The organism is Thiorhodospira sibirica ATCC 700588, assembly GCF_000227725.2.
GTDB lineage: Bacteria > Pseudomonadota > Gammaproteobacteria > Ectothiorhodospirales > Ectothiorhodospiraceae > Thiorhodospira > Thiorhodospira sibirica.
Genome location: NZ_MU255056.1, coordinates 794,184 through 813,129, shown reverse-complemented (window position 1 = coordinate 813,129; position 18,946 = coordinate 794,184). Strand labels below are relative to the sequence as shown.

Below are 18,946 nucleotides of genomic sequence, written 5' to 3'. Positions count from 1 at the left end.
CACGGTCTTGCACGCTGGCGGCGGTGACAACGACGGCCAGCACCAGCCCCAGGGTATCGACCAGAAGATGGCGTTTGCGGCCCTTGATCTTCTTGCCGGCGTCATAGCCGCGCTCGCCAGGGATCGCCGTGGTCTTGACGCTTTGGCTGTCCAGACACCCGGCGCTTGGATGCTTGTGACGCCCGTGGCGTTGCCGTAGCCGAGCGCGTAGCCTGTCATGAAGACGCTGCCAGGTTCCATCGCGCCGCCAGCGATTGAAGTCATAGTACACTGCCGACCAGGCAGGAAAGTCGTGCGGCAGCTGACGCCACTGGCAGCCCGTCTGCAGGACATAGATGATCGCATTGATGACTTGGCGCATGCTGAGCTTACGAGGGCGCCCGACCGGGGCGCTCGGCAACAGCGGCTTGATCGCCTTCCAGGCGCCGTCGCTGAGGTGACTCGGGTAGCGTTTTTTTGCGAATCTTCTTGCTGCATTTCTGGGGCATGTGGGCCACTTCCTAGAAAAAATCGTAGGTTAAGCCATTACGCGATTAATTTCCAAACAGCCTCTAAGCGTCTATTCTGTGCTGTTTACGGAGCCATAAATCATGAAACAGACGATTCTTGTTGTCGATGATGAACCTGCCAATATCGACCTGCTCGTTGACTGCCTGAAAGACGATTATCAAATTAAAGCCGCAACACGCGGTGAGAAGGCGCTGCGCATTGCCCGCTCTTCCGAGCCACCGGACATGGTGCTGCTCGACATCATGATGCCGGGCATGGACGGGCTGGAGGTGTGTCGCCAGCTTAAAGCCGACTTTACCACCCGACATCTGCCGATCATTTTCATCACCGCCAAAATGACCGTTGAGGACGAGATTCGCGGTTTGCAAATGGGGGCGGTGGATTATATCGCCAAGCCCATCTGCCCACCCATCGTGAAAGCGCGGGTGCGCACCCAGCTTGCACTGCATGATCAGAATCGCGAACTTGACGCCAAGGTGCGCATCCAGATCGCGCAGTTGCACGAGACGCGATTGGCGATCATCCGTCGCTTGGGGCGGGCGGCAGAATATAAGGATAACGAAACCGGCCTGCATGTGATCCGCATGAGCCACTATGCGCAGCTGCTCGGGCGAGCGATTGGCATGGATGAGCACCATGCCGAGCTGCTGCTCAATGCCGCGCCGATGCACGACATCGGCAAAATCGGCATTCCTGACAGCATCTTGCAAAAGCCCGGCAAGCTCACTGCCGAGTAATGGGACATCATGCGCACGCACTCACAGATTGGCACTGACATCATTGGCGACCCGGGCGACGCTGAACTGCTGGAGATGGCGCGGGTGTTGGCGCTGACTCACCATGAAAAATGGGATGGCAGCGGCTATCCGCACGGACTCGCTGGTACGGACATTCCCCGCGTCGGGCGCATCGTTGCCGTGGCGGATGTGTTCGATGCCCTGACCTCGGTGCGCCCCTACAAGCCGGCCTGGCCGGTGGAGCGCGCCCTGGCATTGCTCAAGGAGTCGGCAGGCAGCCATTTCGACCCCGCCCTGATCCCGGCATTTCTGGAGATACTGCCCGAGGTGCTGGCGATTCAAAAACGCTATGCTGAGACTGAGGCAGGGGTCTGAAAGATCGCACCATATAGCGATCTCTCGCCCCTTGCCGCCATGATCTCACTTTCGCTGATGACGCTGCTGATCTGGCTGCCCGCGCTTGGCTTGGGTGCGGTGCTGGTCACCTTGCTGTTGCGCCAGTTAAATCCCGGTACCGCCACGCCACAGGATCGCCGCCGACCGCGACTGATCAGCTTTACGCTGGTCGGGCTGTTTCTGGCGCTGGCGCTGACGCTGGCCATGCACGGGCTGCACCAGATCGAGCAGGAAGTGCGTGGCCATCTCGGTGAGACCCTGCAATCCATCAACGCCTCGGTCGAACAGGCGATGCAGATTTGGCACGACAACCATCTGCACGAGCTTGAGCGCATCACGCCAATGAGCACCGCAGATGGACATGTTCTTGCCTTGCCAGGTCTGCAACAAGAACTCGGTCAGTTCACCCGCATCGGTCGTATTGGCAAAACGGGCGAGACCTATGCCTTTGATCGCGACGGTACCGTGCTGACCCCATCGCGCTTCGCCCCAGTCTATGCCCCCGATGGGTCGCTCACCCGCATGGCTGCCTCCGCGCTGTTGGGCAAAAGCGGCGTTGATACCATGGGGTATCTCGACTATCGCGGCGTGCCGGTCATCGGTGCCTGGACCTGGTCGGAGTCCCTCGGGCTGGGCTTGGCGACTGAGATGGATCTGGCCGAGGCGCTGGAGCCATATCGCGCCCTGCGCGATCCCGTGCTGGGCGCGTTGCTGGGTGTCATCCTGCTCGCCTTGGGGCTTACTGCTGCGCTACTCTCTTTCGGTCGCCGCGCCCGCGTGCGACTTGATCAACTCGTTGCCACACGCACCCGCGAATTGCGCAAATATGTGCAGGCGGTGGAACAAAACCCGCTGTGCATTGTGGTCACTGACCGCGACGGGCGCATTGAGCACGTCAATCCCACCTTTAGCCAGGTCACGGGCTACAGCGCCGCTGAGGCACTGGGCGAGAATCCACGGCTGCTCAAAAGCGACAACACGCCGCCGGAAACTTATCAAGACCTGTGGGCGACTATCCTCGCCGGTCACACCTGGCACGGCGAACTGTGCAATCGACGCAAAAACGGCGAAACCTACTGGACATCGCTGTCCATTGCGCCGGTTAGCGATGAGGCCGGGCAGATCAGCCATTTTGTCGGCATGGCGCAAGACCTGACCGCCACCAAGCACGCCGAGTCGGCGTTGCGCGCCGCCGAAACAGCGCGCAATCTGGCCCTCGATGCTGCCGGTTTGGGCCTGTGGAGCGGCGATTTGCGCACCAACACCTGGCACTGGGATGCACGCTTTGCGCTACTGCTGGGACTGCCCGAGGATCAGCCCGCCTCCGTACAAGCAGGCTTGGCCAGGCTACATCCCGAGGATCGCCCGGCGGTGGAGGCCGCCTTTGCCGCCGCGCTGCGCGGCGAGTGTGCGCTCAATATTGAGTATCGCGTGCGCTGGCCCGATGGCAGCGAGCATTACATCGCCACGCGCGGCAACACCGTGCTCGATGCGCAGGGGCTGCCGCTGCGCATCGACGGCGCCGCCTATGACCGCACCGAGCTGCGCCGAGCGGAGGCGGAGATTGCCAGCGCGCGTGAGCACAATGCGCTGATTCTCGATTCTGCCGGCGAGGGCATTATCGGGCTGGACATGCACGGTGGTGTCACCTTCTGTAATCGCGCCGCTGCTGAATTGCTTGGCTATCGTGCCGCCGAACTGATCAGCCGGCCCCTGCATCAGACCATACACAGTCGTCGCGCAGATGGCAGCCTATTCCATCAAGCCGACTGCCCGATGAACCGCACCTTGGTTGACGGACAAAGACGCGAAGTAAATGAAGACATCCTCTGGCGACAGGACGGTTCGGCGCTGCTGGTCGAGTATGTAGTGGTACCGGTGCACAAGCACGGCAAGCGCATTGGCGCGGTGCTGGTGTTCAAGGATATTGCCGAGCGAGTCAGTGTTCAACGCACGCTGCACGCCGTGCGCGCGCAGTTGCAGGAAATTCTCGACTCCAGCCCGCTGAGCGCCGCGATCACCGTCGCGGGCGTGATTCGCTTCACCAATCGCAGCTTCTATGAGACCTTCGCGCGCGCCATTGGCGATTCGGTGCGCACTATCTAAACCGACCCGGCGCGGCGTGAACAAATGCTCGCACAACTTGAAGGCGACGGCGAGGTACGCAATTTCGAGGTCGAGATGCGCCTGCCCGATGGCAGTGAGCGTGTGATGCTGGCTAACTTCGTGCGCCTCGACTACCAGGGCGAGCCGGGTATTCTCGGCTGGCTGCTCGACATCAGCGAACGCAAGCAGGCCGAGCTGGCGCTGGCGCACGCGTGCGATGCCGCCGAGGAGGCGACCCGCGCCAAGTCGGACTTTCTCGCCAATATGAGCCACGAGATTCGCACGCCGATGAACGCCATCCTCGGCATGTCGCATCTGGCGCTGCAAACCGACCTCACCCCCAAGCAGCGCAATTACATCGACAAGGTACACCGCTCCGCCGAGGCGTTGCTGGGCATCATCAACGATATTCTGGATTTTTCCAAAATCGAGGCCGGCAAGCTCGACATGGAATCTGCCGAGTTTCGCCTGGAGGATGTGCTCGACAACCTTGCCAATCTGGTCGGTCTCAAAGCCGAGGAAAAGGGCCTGGAGCTGCTGTTCGATACCCACCAGGCGTTACCCACCGCGCTGATCGGCGATGCCCTGCGCTTAGGTCAGGTGCTGATCAATCTGGGCAACAATGCGGTGAAATTCACCGAGCCCGGCGGCGAGGTGCTGGTGCGGGTGACAGTTTTTGAAGAATCGCCTCACTTCGTCACCCTGCACTTCGCCGTGCGCGATAGCGGCATTGGCCTCTCGCCGGAGCAGCAGCAGCGGCTGTTCCAATCCTTCACCCAGGCCGACAGCTCCACCACCCGCCGCTATGGCGGCAGCGGTCTGGGGCTGGCGATCTGTAAGCGGCTGACTGCGCTGATGGATGGGCAGATTTGGGTCGAGAGCGCCCTGGGCGCGGGCAGCACCTTTCACTTCACCGCCCGTTTTGGCAAGCAGACGGGTTTACCCTCAGCGCGTCGCCAGCGCCCCGAGGCACTGCCCGCATTGCGCATCCTGGTGGTCGATGACAACCAGAGCGCGCGCGAGGTACTTGGTGCCATGCTGACAGCCTTTGGTTTTTACCTCGAAGAGGCCGCCAGCGGCGCGCAGGCCATCGCACGGCTGGCGCAGGCCGAGCAAGACGGTACGCCCTTCGAGCTGGTGCTGATGGATTGGAAGATGCCCGGCATGGACGGACTCGCCACCACCCGCACCATCCAGCATGATCATCTGTTGCTCAAAGCGCCCACGGTCATCATGGTCACCGCCTATGGTCGCGATGAGGCCCAGCGCGCCGCCGATGGACTGCAAGTGGCAGGCTTTTTGACCAAGCCGGTGGTGCCCTCGACCCTGCTCGATGCCATCCTCACCGCGCTCGGTCACCAGGCGGTCACCCACCATCGCCGCAGTGAGCGCCAGGACAGTACCGCCGAGGCCGTGGCGCAGCTGCGCGGCGCACGCATTTTGCTGGTCGAGGACAACGCCATCAACCAGGAGCTCGCACTGGAACTGCTGACCAGTAACGGCATACGGGTCGCGGTGGCCAACAACGGCCAGGAGGCACTGGAACTGCTTGCCGAGCAGACCTTCGACGGTGTGCTGATGGACTGCCAGATGCCGGTCATGGACGGCTACACCGCCACCCGCGCCATTCGCCAGAACCCCGCTTGGGGCGACCTGCCGGTACTGGCCATGACCGCCAATGTCATGACCGGTGATCGTGAGCGGGCCATCGCCGCTGGCATGAACGATCATATCGGCAAGCCGGTCAAGGTGCGCGAAATGCTTGCCACCATGGCGTGCTGGATTGCCGTCAAGGAGAAAGCAACCACGCATGAACACCCATCAATACCGAGAAAAGAGGAAGAACAAGACAAGGCATTGCTGTCCACGGGTGTTGAGTCGTGGTTGTCTGCGCTGCCCGGCATCGACACCCAAACGGGACTGAGCATCGCCCAAGGCCATCAGGCGCTCTATCGCCGCCTGCTCATGCGCTTTTGCGACAGCCAGGCGCACTTTGCCGATGACTTCGCTGCTGCGCTTGCCAGTCTTGAGCAAGACCCGGAGGCCGCTACCCGCTGCGCCCACACGCTCAAAGGCGTTGCTGCTAACATTGGCGCCGAAGGCGTGCGCGAAGCGGCAGCCGCATTGGAAGCCGCCTGCCGCGATGGCGCTGATTCAAAGCTTATCGAGACGCATCTTCAGGCCACACTTGCCGCGCTTAAACCGGTGCTGAACGGACTGGCGCAGCTTGATCAGCTCGCCACCGCCGAGCCGGAGGCTACGCCAAGCAACACCCTCGACCCCGAGGCGATCACCCGCGCACTGCAACGCCTGCGTGAGTTGCTGAGCGACGATGACACCGAGGCCAGCGTCTTCATCGCCGATCTTTCCCGGCAATTGGGCACCCACCCGCTCGCCGTCGCCCTGCGCCCAGTGGCCAAAGCTGTAGCGACTTATAATTTTGAAGCTGCGCTGGAGGCGCTGGATCAGATGTCTTCATAATGTCATGCATCAATCTTTTCGCTTAGGCGGGCTTGCGCTCGTCATTCTGTCCTGGCTGCTCGCGCTGCCCTTACTGGCTGATGAGGTGAGGCTTGCCGAGAATGGTGTGCTGCGCGTGGTCGGCGATGAAAACTACCCGCCCTATCTGTTTCTCAATGCCGTTGGCGAGCCAGATGGGTATCTGGCCGATCTGTGGCAGCTCTGGTCGCGGGTCACTGGCGTAGCGGTGGAACTGGAGGCGCCGCGTTGGGAAGAGGCACAGCGGCGGCTGCTCGATGGTGAGGCAGATGTCATCGAAAACATCTTCAAGACCCCACAGCGTGAGCGGCTCTATACCTTCTCTGCGGCCTACGCGACCCTGCCGGTGGCCATCTACCGCGACACCGCCATCGGTGGTCTGACCCGGGTGGAATCCTTGCAGGGTTTCCAGATCGGCATCATGAGGGGGGATGCCTGCATCGAATGGCTTGAACGCAACGGCATCCATAGTTTGACGCGCTACGACAATTACCGGGCGGTGATTGAAGCCGCCGATGCGGGCGAGATCAAAGTCTTCTGCATGGACGAGTACCCGGCCAATTATTATCTCTATCAACAGAATGCCCATCGGCGATTTGTAAAAGCCTTCGACCTCTATCAGGGTGAGTTCCACCGGGCGGTGCGCATCGGCCAGCAAGCCTTGCTTGATCAGGTCGAGCAGGGCATGGCTGCCATTCCGGAGGCCGACCTCGCCGCGCTGCAGCGCAAGTGGCTTGAAACGCCGCTCGATTTCAGCACGCTGACCACCTATGCGCTGGAGGTGGTCAGCGCGCTGGGGCTACTGTTGATACTGGGCGGTCTGTGGATTCTGTCACTGCGCCGCGCCGTCGCCATGCGCACCACTGCGCTGCACGAGCGCGAGACTCAATTGCGCTCGCTCGGTGATAACCTGCCTCATGGTTTCATCTATCAGTTCGAGGTGGTCAACGACCAGCCGCGTTTTCGCTATGTCAGCGCCGGGGCGGAGCGCATCCTCGGCTTACGCGCAGCGCAACTGTACCAGGACGCCAGCCCACTGCTCGCGCACTTATCGACGGATATCCTCGCGGACTACCTCGCCGCGCAAGCCCACAGTGCCGCCATGCTGACAGATTTTTCCGCGCGGCTGCCGCTCACCCGCGCCGATGGCGAGCAACGCTGGATGCTGGTGCGCTCACGCCCGCGCCGCACCCCAGATAGGACGACGCTCTGGGACAGCATCGCGCTGGACATCACCGAACAACAGCAAGCTGAAGTGGAACTGACACGCTATCGGCAGGAACTGGAATCGCTGGTCACCAAGCGCACTGCTGCCTTGAAGGAAGCCCACGACCGCCTCGCCTGCAATCAGCTCGCCATGGATCGGGTCGGTATGGGCATTGCGTGGAACAGCGCCGAGACTGGCCAGTTTCTCTACGCCAATGATGAGACCTGTCGTCAGCTCGGCTACCGCCGCGAGGAAATACTCAAGCTCACCACCAGCGACATCAATCTCGAGTTCAGCCCGGACGATCTCAAAGGCATCGCCGCCACATTACGAACCAGTCGCGAGCGGCTGAAAATCCAGACCCAGCATCGCCGCAAGGACGGCTCCATCTACCGGGCGGAGGTCACCGTCTATCTGCATCTCGCGGGCGAAGAAGAATGGTTCATCGCGTTTTTTGAAGACATCAGCGCGCGCAAAGCCGCCGAGGCCGAGCTGTTACACGCCCGTGATGCCGCTGAGGAGGCGACCCGCGCCAAATCGGACTTTCTCGCCAATATGAGCCACGAAATCCGCACGCCGATGAACGCCATCCTCGGCATGTCGCATCTGGCGCTGCAAACCGACCTCAGCCCCAAGCAGCGCAATTACATCGAAAAAGCGCATCGCTCGGCGGAGTCACTGCTCGGCCTGCTGAACGATATTCTGGATTTTTCCAAGATCGAGGCCGGCAAACTCGACATCGAGCAGAGCCCTTTTCGTCTGGAGGATGTATTCGATAACCTCGCCAATCTGGTGGGTCTCAAGGCTGGGGAAAAGGGGCTGGAATTGCTGTTCGACCTGTCGCCAGAACTGCCGACCGCACTGATCGGAGATGCGCTGCGGCTCGGCCAGGTGTTGACCAATCTTGGCAACAACGCCGTGAAGTTCACTGATCCCGGCGGGGAAATCCTCATCCGCGCTGTGGTGGCCGAGGACAGCCCCACAGCAGTGCGGCTGCACTTCTCGGTGCGCGACACCGGCATCGGTCTGTCGTCCGGACAGCAACAACGCCTATTCCAGTCCTTCACGCAGGCCGACAGCTCCACCACGCGCAAATACGGCGGCACCGGCTTAGGTCTAGCCATCTGCAAGCGGCTGACCGCACTGATGGACGGGAAGATTTGGGTCGAAAGCGCGCTCGGGGTGGGCAGTACCTTTCATTTCACGGTGCGGCTCGGCAAGCAGCGTGGGCACGCTTCGCAGCGGCGCCCACGTAGCGGGGTGTTACCCGCGCTGCGCGTCTTGGTGGTGGATGACAGCCCCAGCGCCCGCGAAGTGCTCAGCAGTATGCTCACGGCCTTCGGCTTTCAGGTCGCCCAAGCCGCCAGCGGCGCTGAGGCCATCGATCGACTGGAAACCGCCGCGCAAGAGCAAGCCTTCGATCTGGTGCTAATGGACTGGAAAATGCCCGGTATGGATGGGCTCGATACTGCGCGTGCCATTGCCCGCGACCACCTCATTACCCAGGCACCGACGGTGATCATGGTCACTGCCTATGGCCGCGATGAGGCGCTGCGTGCGGCGGATGATTTAGACCTGGCGGGCTTCCTGACCAAGCCGGTCACGCCCTCCACCCTGCTCGATGCGATGTTGCTTGCCATGGTCCACGCCCTGGTGCCCGACACCCGTGCGGCTGATCTGCAGGGAGAAACCGCCGAGGCATTGGCCAAGCTGTGCGGCGCACATATCCTGCTGGTGGAAGACAACCCGATTAACCAGGAGCTGGCGCTGGAGTTGCTGACCACCAATGGCATGAGCGCCAGCGTCGCCAACAATGGCCGCGAAGCCCTTGAACTGCTGCAAGCACAGCGCTTTGACGGCGTACTGATGGACTGCCAGATGCCGGTGATGGATGGCTACCAGGCCGCCCGCGCCATTCGCGCCGATCCCCGCTGGCGCGACCTGCCGGTACTGGCTATGACCGCCAATGTCATGGCCGGTGACCGCGAAAAGGCGCTGGCGGCGGGTATGAATGACCATATCGGCAAGCCGGTCAAGGTGCGCGAAATGCTCACTGCCATGGCGCGCTGGATCGAGGTCGATGAAAAAGCCGCCACCCATGAACACCCCTCAACACGAATACAAGAGAGAGACAAGGCGTTGCTGTCCATGGGCGTTGATTCCTGCCTGCCCGCGCTGCCCGGCATTGATACCCAAACTGGACTGAGCATCGCCCAAGGCCACCAGGCGCTTTACCTGCGCTTATTGCGGCGCTTTCGTGACAGCCAGGCGCGCTTTGCCGACGATTTCGCCGCTGCGCTTGCCCGTCTTGATCAGGACCCGGAAGCTGCCACCCGCTGCGCGCATACGCTGAAAGGCGTTGCCGCCAACATTGGCGCCGAGCAAGTGCGCGCAGCGGCGGCGGAACTGGAAGCTGCCTGCCAATCTGGTCAGCCCTCCGACCGCATTGAGTCGCTGCTCAAGGCCACCCTCGCCGTGCTCGAACCGGTGCTGGACGGACTGGCGCAGCTCAAACAGCCCGCAGAAGTGCCGCGTGTGGCTCCGGCCATTGACCTCTCAGCCCTAAAACCTGAGATGACCCGCCTGCGCGCCTTGCTTGCCGATGACGACACCGAGGCCACAGAGGTGATCGCCAGTCTGTCGGCGCAACTCGCCAACACCCGCGCCGCTGACTGCCTGCGCCCCGTCGCCAGAGCCGTGGAAAACTATGACTTTGAAGCTGCCCTGGTGGCACTGGATCAGATGGAAACATATCTGCGCTAATATTCATCGCGCAAATTCAGACGCTTACGCAACAGTTTACGTCGCGCCGCCGCTTAAACCTTAATGAAATGCTTGCGGTAGTAGCGCAATTCGTTAATGGAGTCGCGGATGTCTTGCATCGCCTCGTGCGTGGACTCTTTATTGAGTGCCTTGGCGACCTCCGGCGCCCAGCGCTTGGCCAGTTCCTTTAAGGTACTGACATCCAGATTGCGATAATGAAAAAAGGCCTCCAGCTCAGGCATACAGCGCGCCAGAAAACGCCGGTCCTGACAGATGCTGTTGCCACACATCGGTGAGGTTTTGGGCGGAACGTATTGACGCAAGAATTTCATGGTTTCCTGCTCGGCCTGCACTTCGTCATGCAGGCTGAATTTGACCCGCTCGACCAACCCGGAGCGAGTGTGCGTGGTGCGATTCCAGTCATCCATCCGCGCCAAAATATGCTCGCTTTGATGAACAGCAATCACCGGGCCTTCGGCCAGGATATTGAGTTCTTTGTCGGTAACGACGGTGGCCAGTTCGATAATATAATCGCTTAGCGTGTCCAGACCGGTCATTTCCAGATCAATCCAGATCAGATTGTCAGGGTTTGGCTTCATGTATTTCCTTAGTCCTTGTTCAGTCAGGCAAGCGCCTAGTCAAAGATGATGGTCTTATTGCCATGAATCAGCACGCGATCTTCCAGATGATAGCGTAAGCCCCGCGCCAATACCGCACGCTCCACATCCCGCCCGAAACGTACCAGATCCTCCGGGGTGTCGTCATGGCGCACGCGGATCACATCTTGCTCAATGATCGGGCCGGCATCCAGGGCCTCGGTCACATAATGGCAGGTCGCGCCGATCAGCTTGACGCCGCGCTCATGGGCCTTGTGATAGGGCTTGGCGCCGACAAACGAGGGCAGGAAGCTGTGATGGATGTTGATCACCCGCCCGGCATAATGCTGACACATCTCCGGGGGCAGAATCTGCATATAGCGCGCCAGCACAATCACATCCGCCTGCTGCTGGTCGATGATCTGCATGATGCGGGCAAAGGCTGGCCCCTTGTCATGCGGATCCACCGGCACCTCGATATAGGGAATTCCGTGCCAGCTCACATAGTCTTGCAGGTCGGGGTGGTTGGAGATCACGCAGGGAATTTCACAAAACATCTCTTGCGAACGCCAGCGGTAGAGCAGATCGGTCAGGCAATGATCCAGCCGACTGACCATCAATACCACCCGCTTGGGCTTTAGCGCATCGGTGATTTGCCAGTGCATGGCAAATTCCTCGGCAATGGGCAAAAAGGCCTGGCGCAGGCCGTCGATATCAAAGGGCAGCGAATCGGCGCGAATCTCATAGCGCATGAAAAACCAGCCGGTGCTGGTGTCAGAGTGCTGGGCGGCCTCGGTGATCCAGCCGCCATGCTGGGCTAAAAAGCCACTGACTGCCGCGACAATCCCCACCCGGTCGCGACACGAAACAATCAAACGATAACTGTGGCGGCTCATAGATGAATCAGTTTTTCTTTTTCTTCTGCGGTGGGCTCAAAGCCACGCGCCTCATAATAATTAAAGATCGCATCCACCGCTTCCTGGGCGCTGTCCACGACGCTATATAGTGCAAGGTCTTCAGCGCTGATCATGCCCTCTTTTACCAAGACGGCTTCAAACCATTCCAGCAGCCCCTGCCAAAACGGCGAATGTACCAGAATAATCGGAATCGCCCGCCCTTTGCCGGTTTGCACCAGGGTCAGAATTTCCGCCAGTTCATCCAGCGTGCCAAAGCCGCCGGGCAAGACCACATAAGCCGAGGCGTATTTGACAAACATCACCTTGCGCGAAAAGAAGTGATGAAAGACCAGCGAGACATCCTGATAGGCGTTGGCGTGTTGCTCATTGGGTAGGCTGATGTTCAAGCCCACGCTGGGGGATTTCCCGGCAAAGGCGCCTTTGTTCGCGGCCTCCATAATCCCAGGTCCGCCGCCGCTGACCACCGCAAAACCGGCATCCGACAGCCCCCGGGCAATCTCCTCGGCCAGCTGATAAATAGGGTTGTCCGGGCGAATCCGTGCCGAGCCGAAGATACTCACCGAGGGCTTGATGCTGGCCAGGCGCTCAAAGCCTTCGACAAACTCGGCCATGATCTGGAAAATCTTCCAGCTTTCGCGGGTCAGAGTGGCATTATCAATGGGTTTGAGGCCAGGGTGATTAAAACGTGCGCGGGAATCCATAAGCAGTTACCAGAAAAGTTGATATTAAGGGGTGAATCCTACCTGTGCCCGCCGGGCTTGTACACCAGATTAAAGCACCCGCGCCGGTTGTTGAAAATGCTCTATGAATACTTGCTAATATTGGTATATTATTTTCCCGGTATCGCTGCGGCGGTATCGTCACGTTGCCATTTACAGCGTGGTCATTTGAACATGTTCAACCATCCAGATTTTGCAGGAGCTTTGCTTATGCGCAAGATACTCAAAGCCATTGCAGCCGCCACCTTGGTGGGGGCGCTGTCAGTACCCATGCAGGCCAGCGCCTGGTGGGGGTATGGGCCGGGCTATTGGGGCGGTCCTTATCATGGGCCGTACTACGGCTATCCTTATCGCGGCTGGGATCGGGGCTGGGGCGATTGGTTCGGCCTTGGCGATATGTGGGGTGATGTGGGCTTTAACTTCAGCGCCCGGGGCAGTGGGAGCGGCCTGGGTCGTGGCTATGGGAATTATTATCCCTATTACGGCCATCCGTATTATGGCTATGGTCCTTATCACTACGGTGCGCCATTTTATGGGCATCCCGCGCCGTTTTATGGCCATCCCGCGCCGTTTTATGGCCATCCCGCCCAGCAACCCCCGCAAGCCCCCGCCGCCGCAGCTCCATCGAATTGATGGCATTGCGTGCCTTAGAGGTAGCGCCACAGCGCTACCTCATCATCGCTGGTCATCCGCCACGCGGACGTGACCCTTCATAACAACTCCCCAAAATCACTGCCTCTCTGGCTCCCGTGACACTGGGCAGATTGCCGGGTAAGCCTTCCAGATGTTGATGTGCCAGCCAGGCAAAACACATCGCCTCAATCCAGTCCGGTTCCAGTCCCGCCTGCGCGGTGCTGTGTACTCGCTGCGCAGGCAATAGACTTTGTAAACGCGCCAGCAAAAAGCCATTATGCACCCCGCCACCACAGACCAACACCTCTGCACACGGTGGGCAGGTGGCCTGGATGGCCTGCTGAATGCTTACGGCGGATAACTCCAGCAGGGTGCGCTGCACATCCTCTGGGCGGTAGTGCTGACCGGCAAGATGGGGTGCAAGCCAGTGCAGATGAAAGGACTCAATGCCGGTACTCTTGGGGGCCGGGCGGGCAAAATAGGGATCGCTTAGCAGACGCGCCAATAATTCGGGCAATAGCCGACCCGTGCGCGCCCAGGCGCCGTCGGCATCGTATGGCCGGGCCTGATGTTGACGTATCCAGGCATCCAGCAAGGCGTTGCCGGGACCGGCATCAAAGCCGATGACCGGGCTTTGCGGATCGTGTGGCAATACCGTGATGTTGGCAATACCGCCGATATTGAGCACCGCCCGGCTATGTGTTGCGCTGCGTAAAAAAGCCTGATGAAAGGCCGGGGCCAGTGGTGCGCCCTGCCCCCCCACCGCCATATCTCGCGTGCGAAAATCGGCCACGGTGAGAATACCGGTGCGCTGTGCCAGCCGATGCGGATTGCCGATCTGCAGGGTAAAGGGTGGATCAGTATCCGGTCGGTGGCGTACCGTTTGCCCATGACTGCCAATGGCCCGCACGGCGGCAGGCTCAAGCTGCGCCTTTTCCAGCAAGTTAAGCGCGGCCTGCGCAAACCGCTCGCCCAGCAAGGCATCCACCGTGCCGTATTCATCCAGATTCAAGGCACACTGCGGATCGGCCAAGGCGCGCAGCCGCGCCTGCAGGGCTGGATCAATAGGCTGGGCATGGGTTTGTAGACAGCGCAGCTGGGCGCCGTGTATCTCAACCAGCGCCGCATCCACCGCATCCATGCTGGTGCCGGATAATAAACCGATGTACATAGACGATGTCATTGGCTGGCCCTAATTGACCTGATGGCGCGGCGTACCCCGGAGAAAGGCGCGGATGGTTTCCGCCACCTGATCCACCAGGCGTTGTCTGGCCTCACGCGCTGCCCACGCCACATGCGGCGTCAGAATCAGACGCGGGATATCCGGGGCGAGCAATGGATGATCCGCTGGCGGGGGTTCCTGATCCAGCACATCAATCCCCGCACCGCCAAGACGCCCCTCGCGCAGGGCCTGCGCCAAGGCTTGCGCATCCACAATGGCGCCACGGGCGGTATTGATCAGCAGGGCATCGGGTCGCATCAGGCCGATGGCCTTGGCATCGATCAAATGCCGGGTTTGCGGGGTCAGCGGGCAGTGCAGGCTGATAATATCGGCCTCTGCCAGCACCTGCGCCAGGGGATAGCGCGCAATAGCAGGATCTTTAGGGCCTTGCAGGCTCTCGGCAACCAGCACCTCCAGCCCCCAGGCACGAGCCATTGCCGCCGTGGCCTGCCCAAGCACCCCATAACCGATGATCCCCAGACGCTGTGCGCTGAGTTCACGAATCGGATGATCCAGCAGGCAAAACTGGCGGCTATCCTGCCAGCGACCTGCCGCAAGGTCACGGGTATAGGCCGGTAGCTGGGTGGTCAACGCCAGAATCAGGGCAAACACATGCTGCACCACGGAGGCGGTTGCATAATCACGGGCATTGCACACACTCACGCCATGCTGGCGGGCCGCCTCCAGATCGACATTATTGGTACCGGTGGCGGTCAGGCACACCAGTTGCAAGGCTTTTGCCGCCGCAAAGGCTTGCGCATCCAGCACCACCTTGTTCGTCACCAGCACCTGCGCGCTGCAAATACGCTCATGCAGCTGTGCAGGTGTGGTGAAATCATGAAAGGTCCACTGCTCCAGCGCGCCCTGGAGTGCGCGCAGATCCAGATCCCGTGGATCAACCGTTTCCAGATCCAGAAAAACCCCCTGTTTAAGCACCATAAAAAGGCTCCATAACGCAAAAAGCCCCGCCAGATAGCGGGGCTTGGGAAAAATAACAACGCCATGCGCATATACACAATGCGCCAGACAGGCCGCGATTCACTCGCCCATCAGGGCATAAAACAGGCTCAGCAGATGCACAAACATCACATAGATATTGGCATACAGCGACACCGTCATCATCACATAATTGGTTTCACCGTCGTGAACCATGCGGCTGGTATCAAATAAAATCGCCGCCGACACCAGCAACACCGCTGCCGCCGAGATGGCCAGCGACAAGGCCGGAATCTGCAGGAAAATATTGGCAATGATGGCGGCAAGAATCACCAGAAAGCCGACGAATACAAAGCCACCCAAAAAGCTGAAATCCTTACGCGTGACCAGCGCATAGCCTGACAGCGCGACAAACATCACTGCCGTGGTACCCAGCGCACTCATCACAATCTCAGGGCCATTGGGCACGCTCAGATAAAAGCCGACAATCGGCCCCAGCACATAGCCCATAAAGCCGGTGAACAAAAAGGTCAGCGGCAGGCTCCACACACTATTGCGCACCGCGTTGATCACAAAGGGGCCACCGATAAACACCAGCAACATCAACAGCCAATGCACCGGCTTGGCCCCCGTCAGCAACGCCACCAGCGCCATCACCGCGCTAAACGCTAGCGTCATGGACAACAGCAGATAGGTATTGCGAATCACCTTATTGGTGCTAATGGTCTGGGCAACGGCACTGCCTACATTCGGTGTGCGTAGCGGTTCGGTCTGCATCGTGATATACCTCGCTAAATGAAAGATCGCCTGCATGGACATCAGACAGACGTATTGAAAATGGGCAGCGGTTAGGATACCGAATCCAGCGCACCCTGACCAGTGCGTTTGGCGATGGCCCTTGACACCTATCACTTTTATGGCAAACTTTGAGGGTTGGCTGAACTGAGGTCATGGGGGAGGGCATGGGAAGCATCAAACGCTTGGCAGAAGAAGTGGCCCGTGGACTGCGCAAAGCCGCATCCGGGGCTGCGCCTGACGGTGGTGAGGAAGCTGTCGCTGGCCGTCGGAGCGATGATCGAAGCGCAAACCGCCAACACGGTGGAGTTGAGCCATGTGCTGGTGCTGGAGACCGAGCGCCAAGACATGCGCGAACCGTGGCTGAGACGGTTGCTGAAGAACCCGTTGGTGTGTCCAACCGAGATCATGCAGCCGTTGGCGATGGCCGAACTGGCGCAGGCGGCCCGTCACGATCAGACGGTGTGCCTGAGTCTGGATCAAACCGATTTGGGGGATCGGATGGCGTTGCTGGTGTTGGCCTTGCGCGTGGGCGAGCGGGCGTTGCCGTTGGTTTGGTGGGCCAGGCAAGGCGCGGCGAACATCGGCTGTGCGGGCCAGAAAGCCCTCCTGGAGACGGTGTTGGCTTGGCTGCCGGCTGGGGCGCGGGTGCTGCTGTTGGCGGATCGGTTCTACCCATCGGCGACGTTGTTCGCGTGGTTGCATGCGCACGAATGGGGCTACCGGTTGCGCTTGAAGGGGAATCTGCGGGTGGACACCGGCGTGGCGGAGACCACGACCGGGGATTTGGCCAAGGGTGTGCGAGAAGCGTATTTTCCGGGTGTGCGCCTGTTCGCCTCTGGGGTGGTGACCCACCTGGGAATTGTGCATGAATCCGGTCATCCGGAGCCGTGGATGATTGCCATGGATGCGGATTCGACCCGTGCGCGCGTACTGGACTATGCCACGCGCTGGGGCATCGAGCCGATGTTCTCCGACTTCAAGGGGCGAGGATTTGGCTTGGGGGATTCGCACCTGCGCCCTGCGGATCGTTTGGAACGCCGGGTGTTGATCATGGCCTTGGCGATGTATGGGTGTGTGCGCATTGGGCGCGAACAGGCGTGCCACCCTCCGACCCCGCTCGAAAAAAAACCCAAGCACAGGACGATCCGAACCTCTGGAGCTTCCGCAAGCTCGCCCGCAGCCTAGTTTCGTGGTTCACACGTGGCTTGCGCTACCTGATGCGCTGTCTGCAAAACGACCTGCCGCTGCCGGCTTTTCGTGCCCGTGAGTAAATTGATAGGTGGTAAGAGGGGTAAAAAATCCTGTTTGACCGTATCGGGGCTGACTGCTACAATTTCGCGTTTCTTGGTATCTTACGCAAGACATGTATTTTTGGAGATCGACATAATGTATGCGGTAATCGCAACTGGCGGCAAGCAGTATCGGGTCGCTCAAGGAGATGTTATCCGGGTGGAGAAGCTTGATGCTCAAGCCGGTGACAATATTGAGATTGATCGTGTGCTCATGCTGGGCAGTGGCGGGGATGTGCGTGTAGGCGCACCTTATCTCGAAGGCGGCAAGGTAACGGCTACCGTGCGTCGTCATGGGCGTGGCGACAAAATCCGGATTATCAAATTCCGCCGCCGCAAGCACCATCGCAAGCAGATGGGGCATCGTCAAGATTTTTCCGAGATCGAAATCACCGCCATTTCCGGCTAGACTTTTCGCCATTCATCATTTGTTACAGGTGCAATCATGGCACATAAGAAAGCAGGCGGCAGTACCCGTAATGGCCGCGATTCAGAAAGTAAACGCCTGGGCGTGAAGCGCTTCGGCGGTCAGCTTGTCAAGGCTGGCAATATCATCGTGCGCCAGCGTGGCACCCAGTTTCACCCCGGCGTAAACGTGGGCTGTGGCAAAGACTACACCCTGTTTGCAACCACCGATGGCTATGTGCGCTTTGAAGTCAAAGGTCCGAAAAACCGCAAATTTATCAGTGTGGTGAATGCCTGATATCCGCGACTTTACGTTTGCCTGATTAAAACCCCGCCGCGCTGCGGGGTTTTTTTTGCGCCTGAGAACCTGTTCAAAGTCATCTAAAAATAGCCGACAATAGCAAGATGAGACATACCTATCCCAGTGACCTCCGTCGAGAGCCGTTCGAGCAGATTCGTGCCTTACTGGAAAGTGGACGCAAGAAGACGGCCCCCCGGCGGGTGGATCTGTACGATGTATTCTGTGCGGTGCTGTATCGGCTAGGTACGGGTTGTCAGTGGCGAGCCTTGCCAAGCGAGTATCCGAAATGGCGCACAGTGCATCACTCTTTCACGATCTGGAGTGAGCCGCGCGAAGGCGGCAGCCTGCTGGAGCAGGCTTTAAAAAATCAGGTGAGCGCAGCCCGCAAAAAACAGGGGCGCAATGCCAGTCCCACGCGGTTAATCGTGGACGCACAAAGCGTCAAGAACGCAGACACCGCAGAACACAAAGGTTATGATGCGGGCAAGAAGGTTTCAGGCATCAAACGCCCTGTGGCGGTGGATACACAAGGTCTACCCCATGCCGTGGCGGTGACAACAGCCGAGGTCACAGATCGCCAAGGCGCCGTGCAAGCCTTGGCGCGCTGCAAGACGGGGTTGGGTTGTGTGCCAAGCGTGCTGGCCGACGGTGGCTATACCGGCCGACCCTTTGCCGAGCACGTGCAAAAGACCCTGGGCGAGCACGTGACCGTACACATCGCCAAGCGCAGCGAATTGCATACCTTCAAGGTCATCCCCACGCGCTGGGTGGTAGAGCGCAGCTTCGCCTGGCTGGAAAAGCACCGGCGACTTTGGAAAAACGCTGAGCGCACGCTCAACACCAGCTTACCATTTATTCACCTGGCCTTCCTGGGCATCTTGCTTAAGAGACTTTGAACAGGTTCTTAGGGCA

General features: G+C 59.8%; 14 protein-coding genes and 2 pseudogenes. 9 read left to right on the top strand and 7 right to left on the bottom strand.

Annotated features, from left to right (window positions below; genetic code table 11):
- Positions 1–488 (bottom strand): annotated as a pseudogene (locus tag THISIDRAFT_RS03885) (IS5 family transposase); the annotation flags it as partial.
- 102 nt (positions 489–590) lie between these two features.
- Between THISIDRAFT_RS03885 and THISIDRAFT_RS03880 the strand changes: the two are divergent.
- From THISIDRAFT_RS03880 to THISIDRAFT_RS03865, 4 genes and pseudogenes are all read left to right on the top strand, one after another.
- Positions 591–1,622 (top strand): annotated as a pseudogene (locus tag THISIDRAFT_RS03880) (HD-GYP domain-containing protein).
- A gap of 57 nt (positions 1,623–1,679) precedes the next feature.
- Positions 1,680–3,749 (top strand): PAS domain S-box protein, encoded by a 2,070-nt coding sequence (locus THISIDRAFT_RS03875; protein WP_040853088.1) that lies wholly within the window; start codon positions 1,680–1,682, stop codon positions 3,747–3,749.
- 24 nt (positions 3,750–3,773) lie between these two features.
- Entirely contained in the window at positions 3,774–6,230 is a 2,457-nt protein-coding gene (locus THISIDRAFT_RS03870) for a response regulator (protein ID WP_006788445.1), read from the top strand.
- A 4-nt stretch (positions 6,231–6,234) separates the two neighbouring features.
- Positions 6,235–10,218, top strand: coding sequence for a response regulator (locus THISIDRAFT_RS03865; protein WP_006788446.1), 3,984 nt, complete (start codon positions 6,235–6,237; stop codon positions 10,216–10,218).
- A gap of 53 nt (positions 10,219–10,271) precedes the next feature.
- Here THISIDRAFT_RS03865 and orn read toward each other — a convergent pair whose 3' ends face one another.
- Genes orn through THISIDRAFT_RS03850 form a run of 3 tightly spaced genes read right to left on the bottom strand, consistent with a single transcriptional unit; the run spans position 10,272 to position 12,432 of the window.
- Positions 10,272–10,817 (bottom strand): oligoribonuclease, encoded by a 546-nt coding sequence (gene orn, locus THISIDRAFT_RS03860; RefSeq protein ID WP_006788447.1) that lies wholly within the window; start codon positions 10,815–10,817, stop codon positions 10,272–10,274.
- A 35-nt stretch (positions 10,818–10,852) separates the two neighbouring features.
- Positions 10,853–11,710: a formyltetrahydrofolate deformylase gene (purU, locus tag THISIDRAFT_RS03855; RefSeq protein ID WP_006788448.1), complete on the bottom strand. Its 858-nt coding sequence runs from the start codon at positions 11,708–11,710 to the stop codon at positions 10,853–10,855.
- Positions 11,707–12,432: an LOG family protein gene (locus tag THISIDRAFT_RS03850; RefSeq protein WP_006788449.1), complete on the bottom strand. Its 726-nt coding sequence runs from the start codon at positions 12,430–12,432 to the stop codon at positions 11,707–11,709. Before THISIDRAFT_RS03850 ends, purU begins: the two co-directional genes overlap by 4 nt.
- Before the next feature lie 228 nt (positions 12,433–12,660).
- Between THISIDRAFT_RS03850 and THISIDRAFT_RS03845 the strand changes: the two genes are divergently transcribed.
- On the top strand, positions 12,661–13,083 hold the full coding sequence (locus THISIDRAFT_RS03845) for a sulfur globule family protein (protein WP_006788450.1): 423 nt from the start codon (positions 12,661–12,663) through the stop codon (positions 13,081–13,083).
- 52 nt (positions 13,084–13,135) lie between these two features.
- On the opposite strand, the gene THISIDRAFT_RS03840 is transcribed toward THISIDRAFT_RS03845, so the two are convergent.
- The 3 genes from THISIDRAFT_RS03840 to THISIDRAFT_RS03830 form a co-directional block, all read right to left on the bottom strand.
- The gene (locus THISIDRAFT_RS03840) at positions 13,136–14,254 is read right to left on the bottom strand and encodes an anhydro-N-acetylmuramic acid kinase (RefSeq protein WP_246585318.1); all 1,119 of its coding nucleotides are present in this window, start codon (positions 14,252–14,254) and stop codon (positions 13,136–13,138) included.
- Between the two features lie 21 nt (positions 14,255–14,275).
- Positions 14,276–15,244 (bottom strand): D-2-hydroxyacid dehydrogenase, encoded by a 969-nt coding sequence (locus THISIDRAFT_RS03835; RefSeq protein WP_006788452.1) that lies wholly within the window; start codon positions 15,242–15,244, stop codon positions 14,276–14,278.
- Positions 15,245–15,343: 99 nt separating this feature from the next.
- Complete coding sequence (locus THISIDRAFT_RS03830; protein ID WP_006788453.1) at positions 15,344–16,018, bottom strand: Bax inhibitor-1/YccA family protein; 675 nt, start codon at positions 16,016–16,018, stop codon at positions 15,344–15,346.
- Between the two features lie 222 nt (positions 16,019–16,240).
- On the opposite strand from THISIDRAFT_RS03830, the gene THISIDRAFT_RS03825 reads away from it, so the two are divergent.
- From THISIDRAFT_RS03825 to THISIDRAFT_RS03810, 4 genes are all read left to right on the top strand, one after another.
- Positions 16,241–17,224 carry a transposase gene (locus tag THISIDRAFT_RS03825; RefSeq protein WP_221913956.1) on the top strand — a complete coding sequence of 328 codons (984 nt, stop codon included), beginning with the start codon at positions 16,241–16,243 and terminating at the stop codon, positions 17,222–17,224.
- Positions 17,225–17,425: 201 nt separating this feature from the next.
- The gene (gene rplU, locus THISIDRAFT_RS03820; RefSeq protein WP_006788514.1) at positions 17,426–17,737 is read left to right on the top strand and encodes a 50S ribosomal protein L21; all 312 of its coding nucleotides are present in this window, start codon (positions 17,426–17,428) and stop codon (positions 17,735–17,737) included.
- Positions 17,738–17,773: 36 nt separating this feature from the next.
- Positions 17,774–18,031 (top strand): 50S ribosomal protein L27, encoded by a 258-nt coding sequence (gene rpmA / locus THISIDRAFT_RS03815; protein WP_006788515.1) that lies wholly within the window; start codon positions 17,774–17,776, stop codon positions 18,029–18,031.
- A gap of 107 nt (positions 18,032–18,138) precedes the next feature.
- On the top strand, positions 18,139–18,930 hold the full coding sequence (locus THISIDRAFT_RS03810) for an IS5 family transposase (protein ID WP_221913955.1): 792 nt from the start codon (positions 18,139–18,141) through the stop codon (positions 18,928–18,930).
- The last annotated feature ends 16 nt before the right edge of the window (positions 18,931–18,946 follow it).

Excerpts from the sequence above, each read along its gene's own strand:
- THISIDRAFT_RS03870 (WP_006788445.1), top strand. The coding sequence starts at position 3,774 with ATGCTCGCACAACTTGAAGGCGACGGCGAGGTACGCAATTTCGAGGTC.
- orn (WP_006788447.1), bottom strand. The coding sequence starts at position 10,817 with ATGAAGCCAAACCCTGACAATCTGATCTGGATTGATCTGGAAATGACC.
- THISIDRAFT_RS03810 (WP_221913955.1), top strand. The coding sequence starts at position 18,139 with ATGAGACATACCTATCCCAGTGACCTCCGTCGAGAGCCGTTCGAGCAG.
- rpmA (WP_006788515.1), top strand. The coding sequence starts at position 17,774 with ATGGCACATAAGAAAGCAGGCGGCAGTACCCGTAATGGCCGCGATTCA.
- rplU (WP_006788514.1), top strand. The coding sequence starts at position 17,426 with ATGTATGCGGTAATCGCAACTGGCGGCAAGCAGTATCGGGTCGCTCAA.
- THISIDRAFT_RS03835 (WP_006788452.1), bottom strand. The coding sequence starts at position 15,244 with ATGGTGCTTAAACAGGGGGTTTTTCTGGATCTGGAAACGGTTGATCCA.
- THISIDRAFT_RS03840 (WP_246585318.1), bottom strand. The coding sequence starts at position 14,254 with ATGTACATCGGTTTATTATCCGGCACCAGCATGGATGCGGTGGATGCG.
- THISIDRAFT_RS03865 (WP_006788446.1), top strand. The coding sequence starts at position 6,235 with ATGCATCAATCTTTTCGCTTAGGCGGGCTTGCGCTCGTCATTCTGTCC.
- THISIDRAFT_RS03845 (WP_006788450.1), top strand. The coding sequence starts at position 12,661 with ATGCGCAAGATACTCAAAGCCATTGCAGCCGCCACCTTGGTGGGGGCG.
- THISIDRAFT_RS03830 (WP_006788453.1), bottom strand. The coding sequence starts at position 16,018 with ATGCAGACCGAACCGCTACGCACACCGAATGTAGGCAGTGCCGTTGCC.
- THISIDRAFT_RS03850 (WP_006788449.1), bottom strand. The coding sequence starts at position 12,432 with ATGGATTCCCGCGCACGTTTTAATCACCCTGGCCTCAAACCCATTGAT.
- purU (WP_006788448.1), bottom strand. The coding sequence starts at position 11,710 with ATGAGCCGCCACAGTTATCGTTTGATTGTTTCGTGTCGCGACCGGGTG.
- THISIDRAFT_RS03875 (WP_040853088.1), top strand. The coding sequence starts at position 1,680 with ATGACGCTGCTGATCTGGCTGCCCGCGCTTGGCTTGGGTGCGGTGCTG.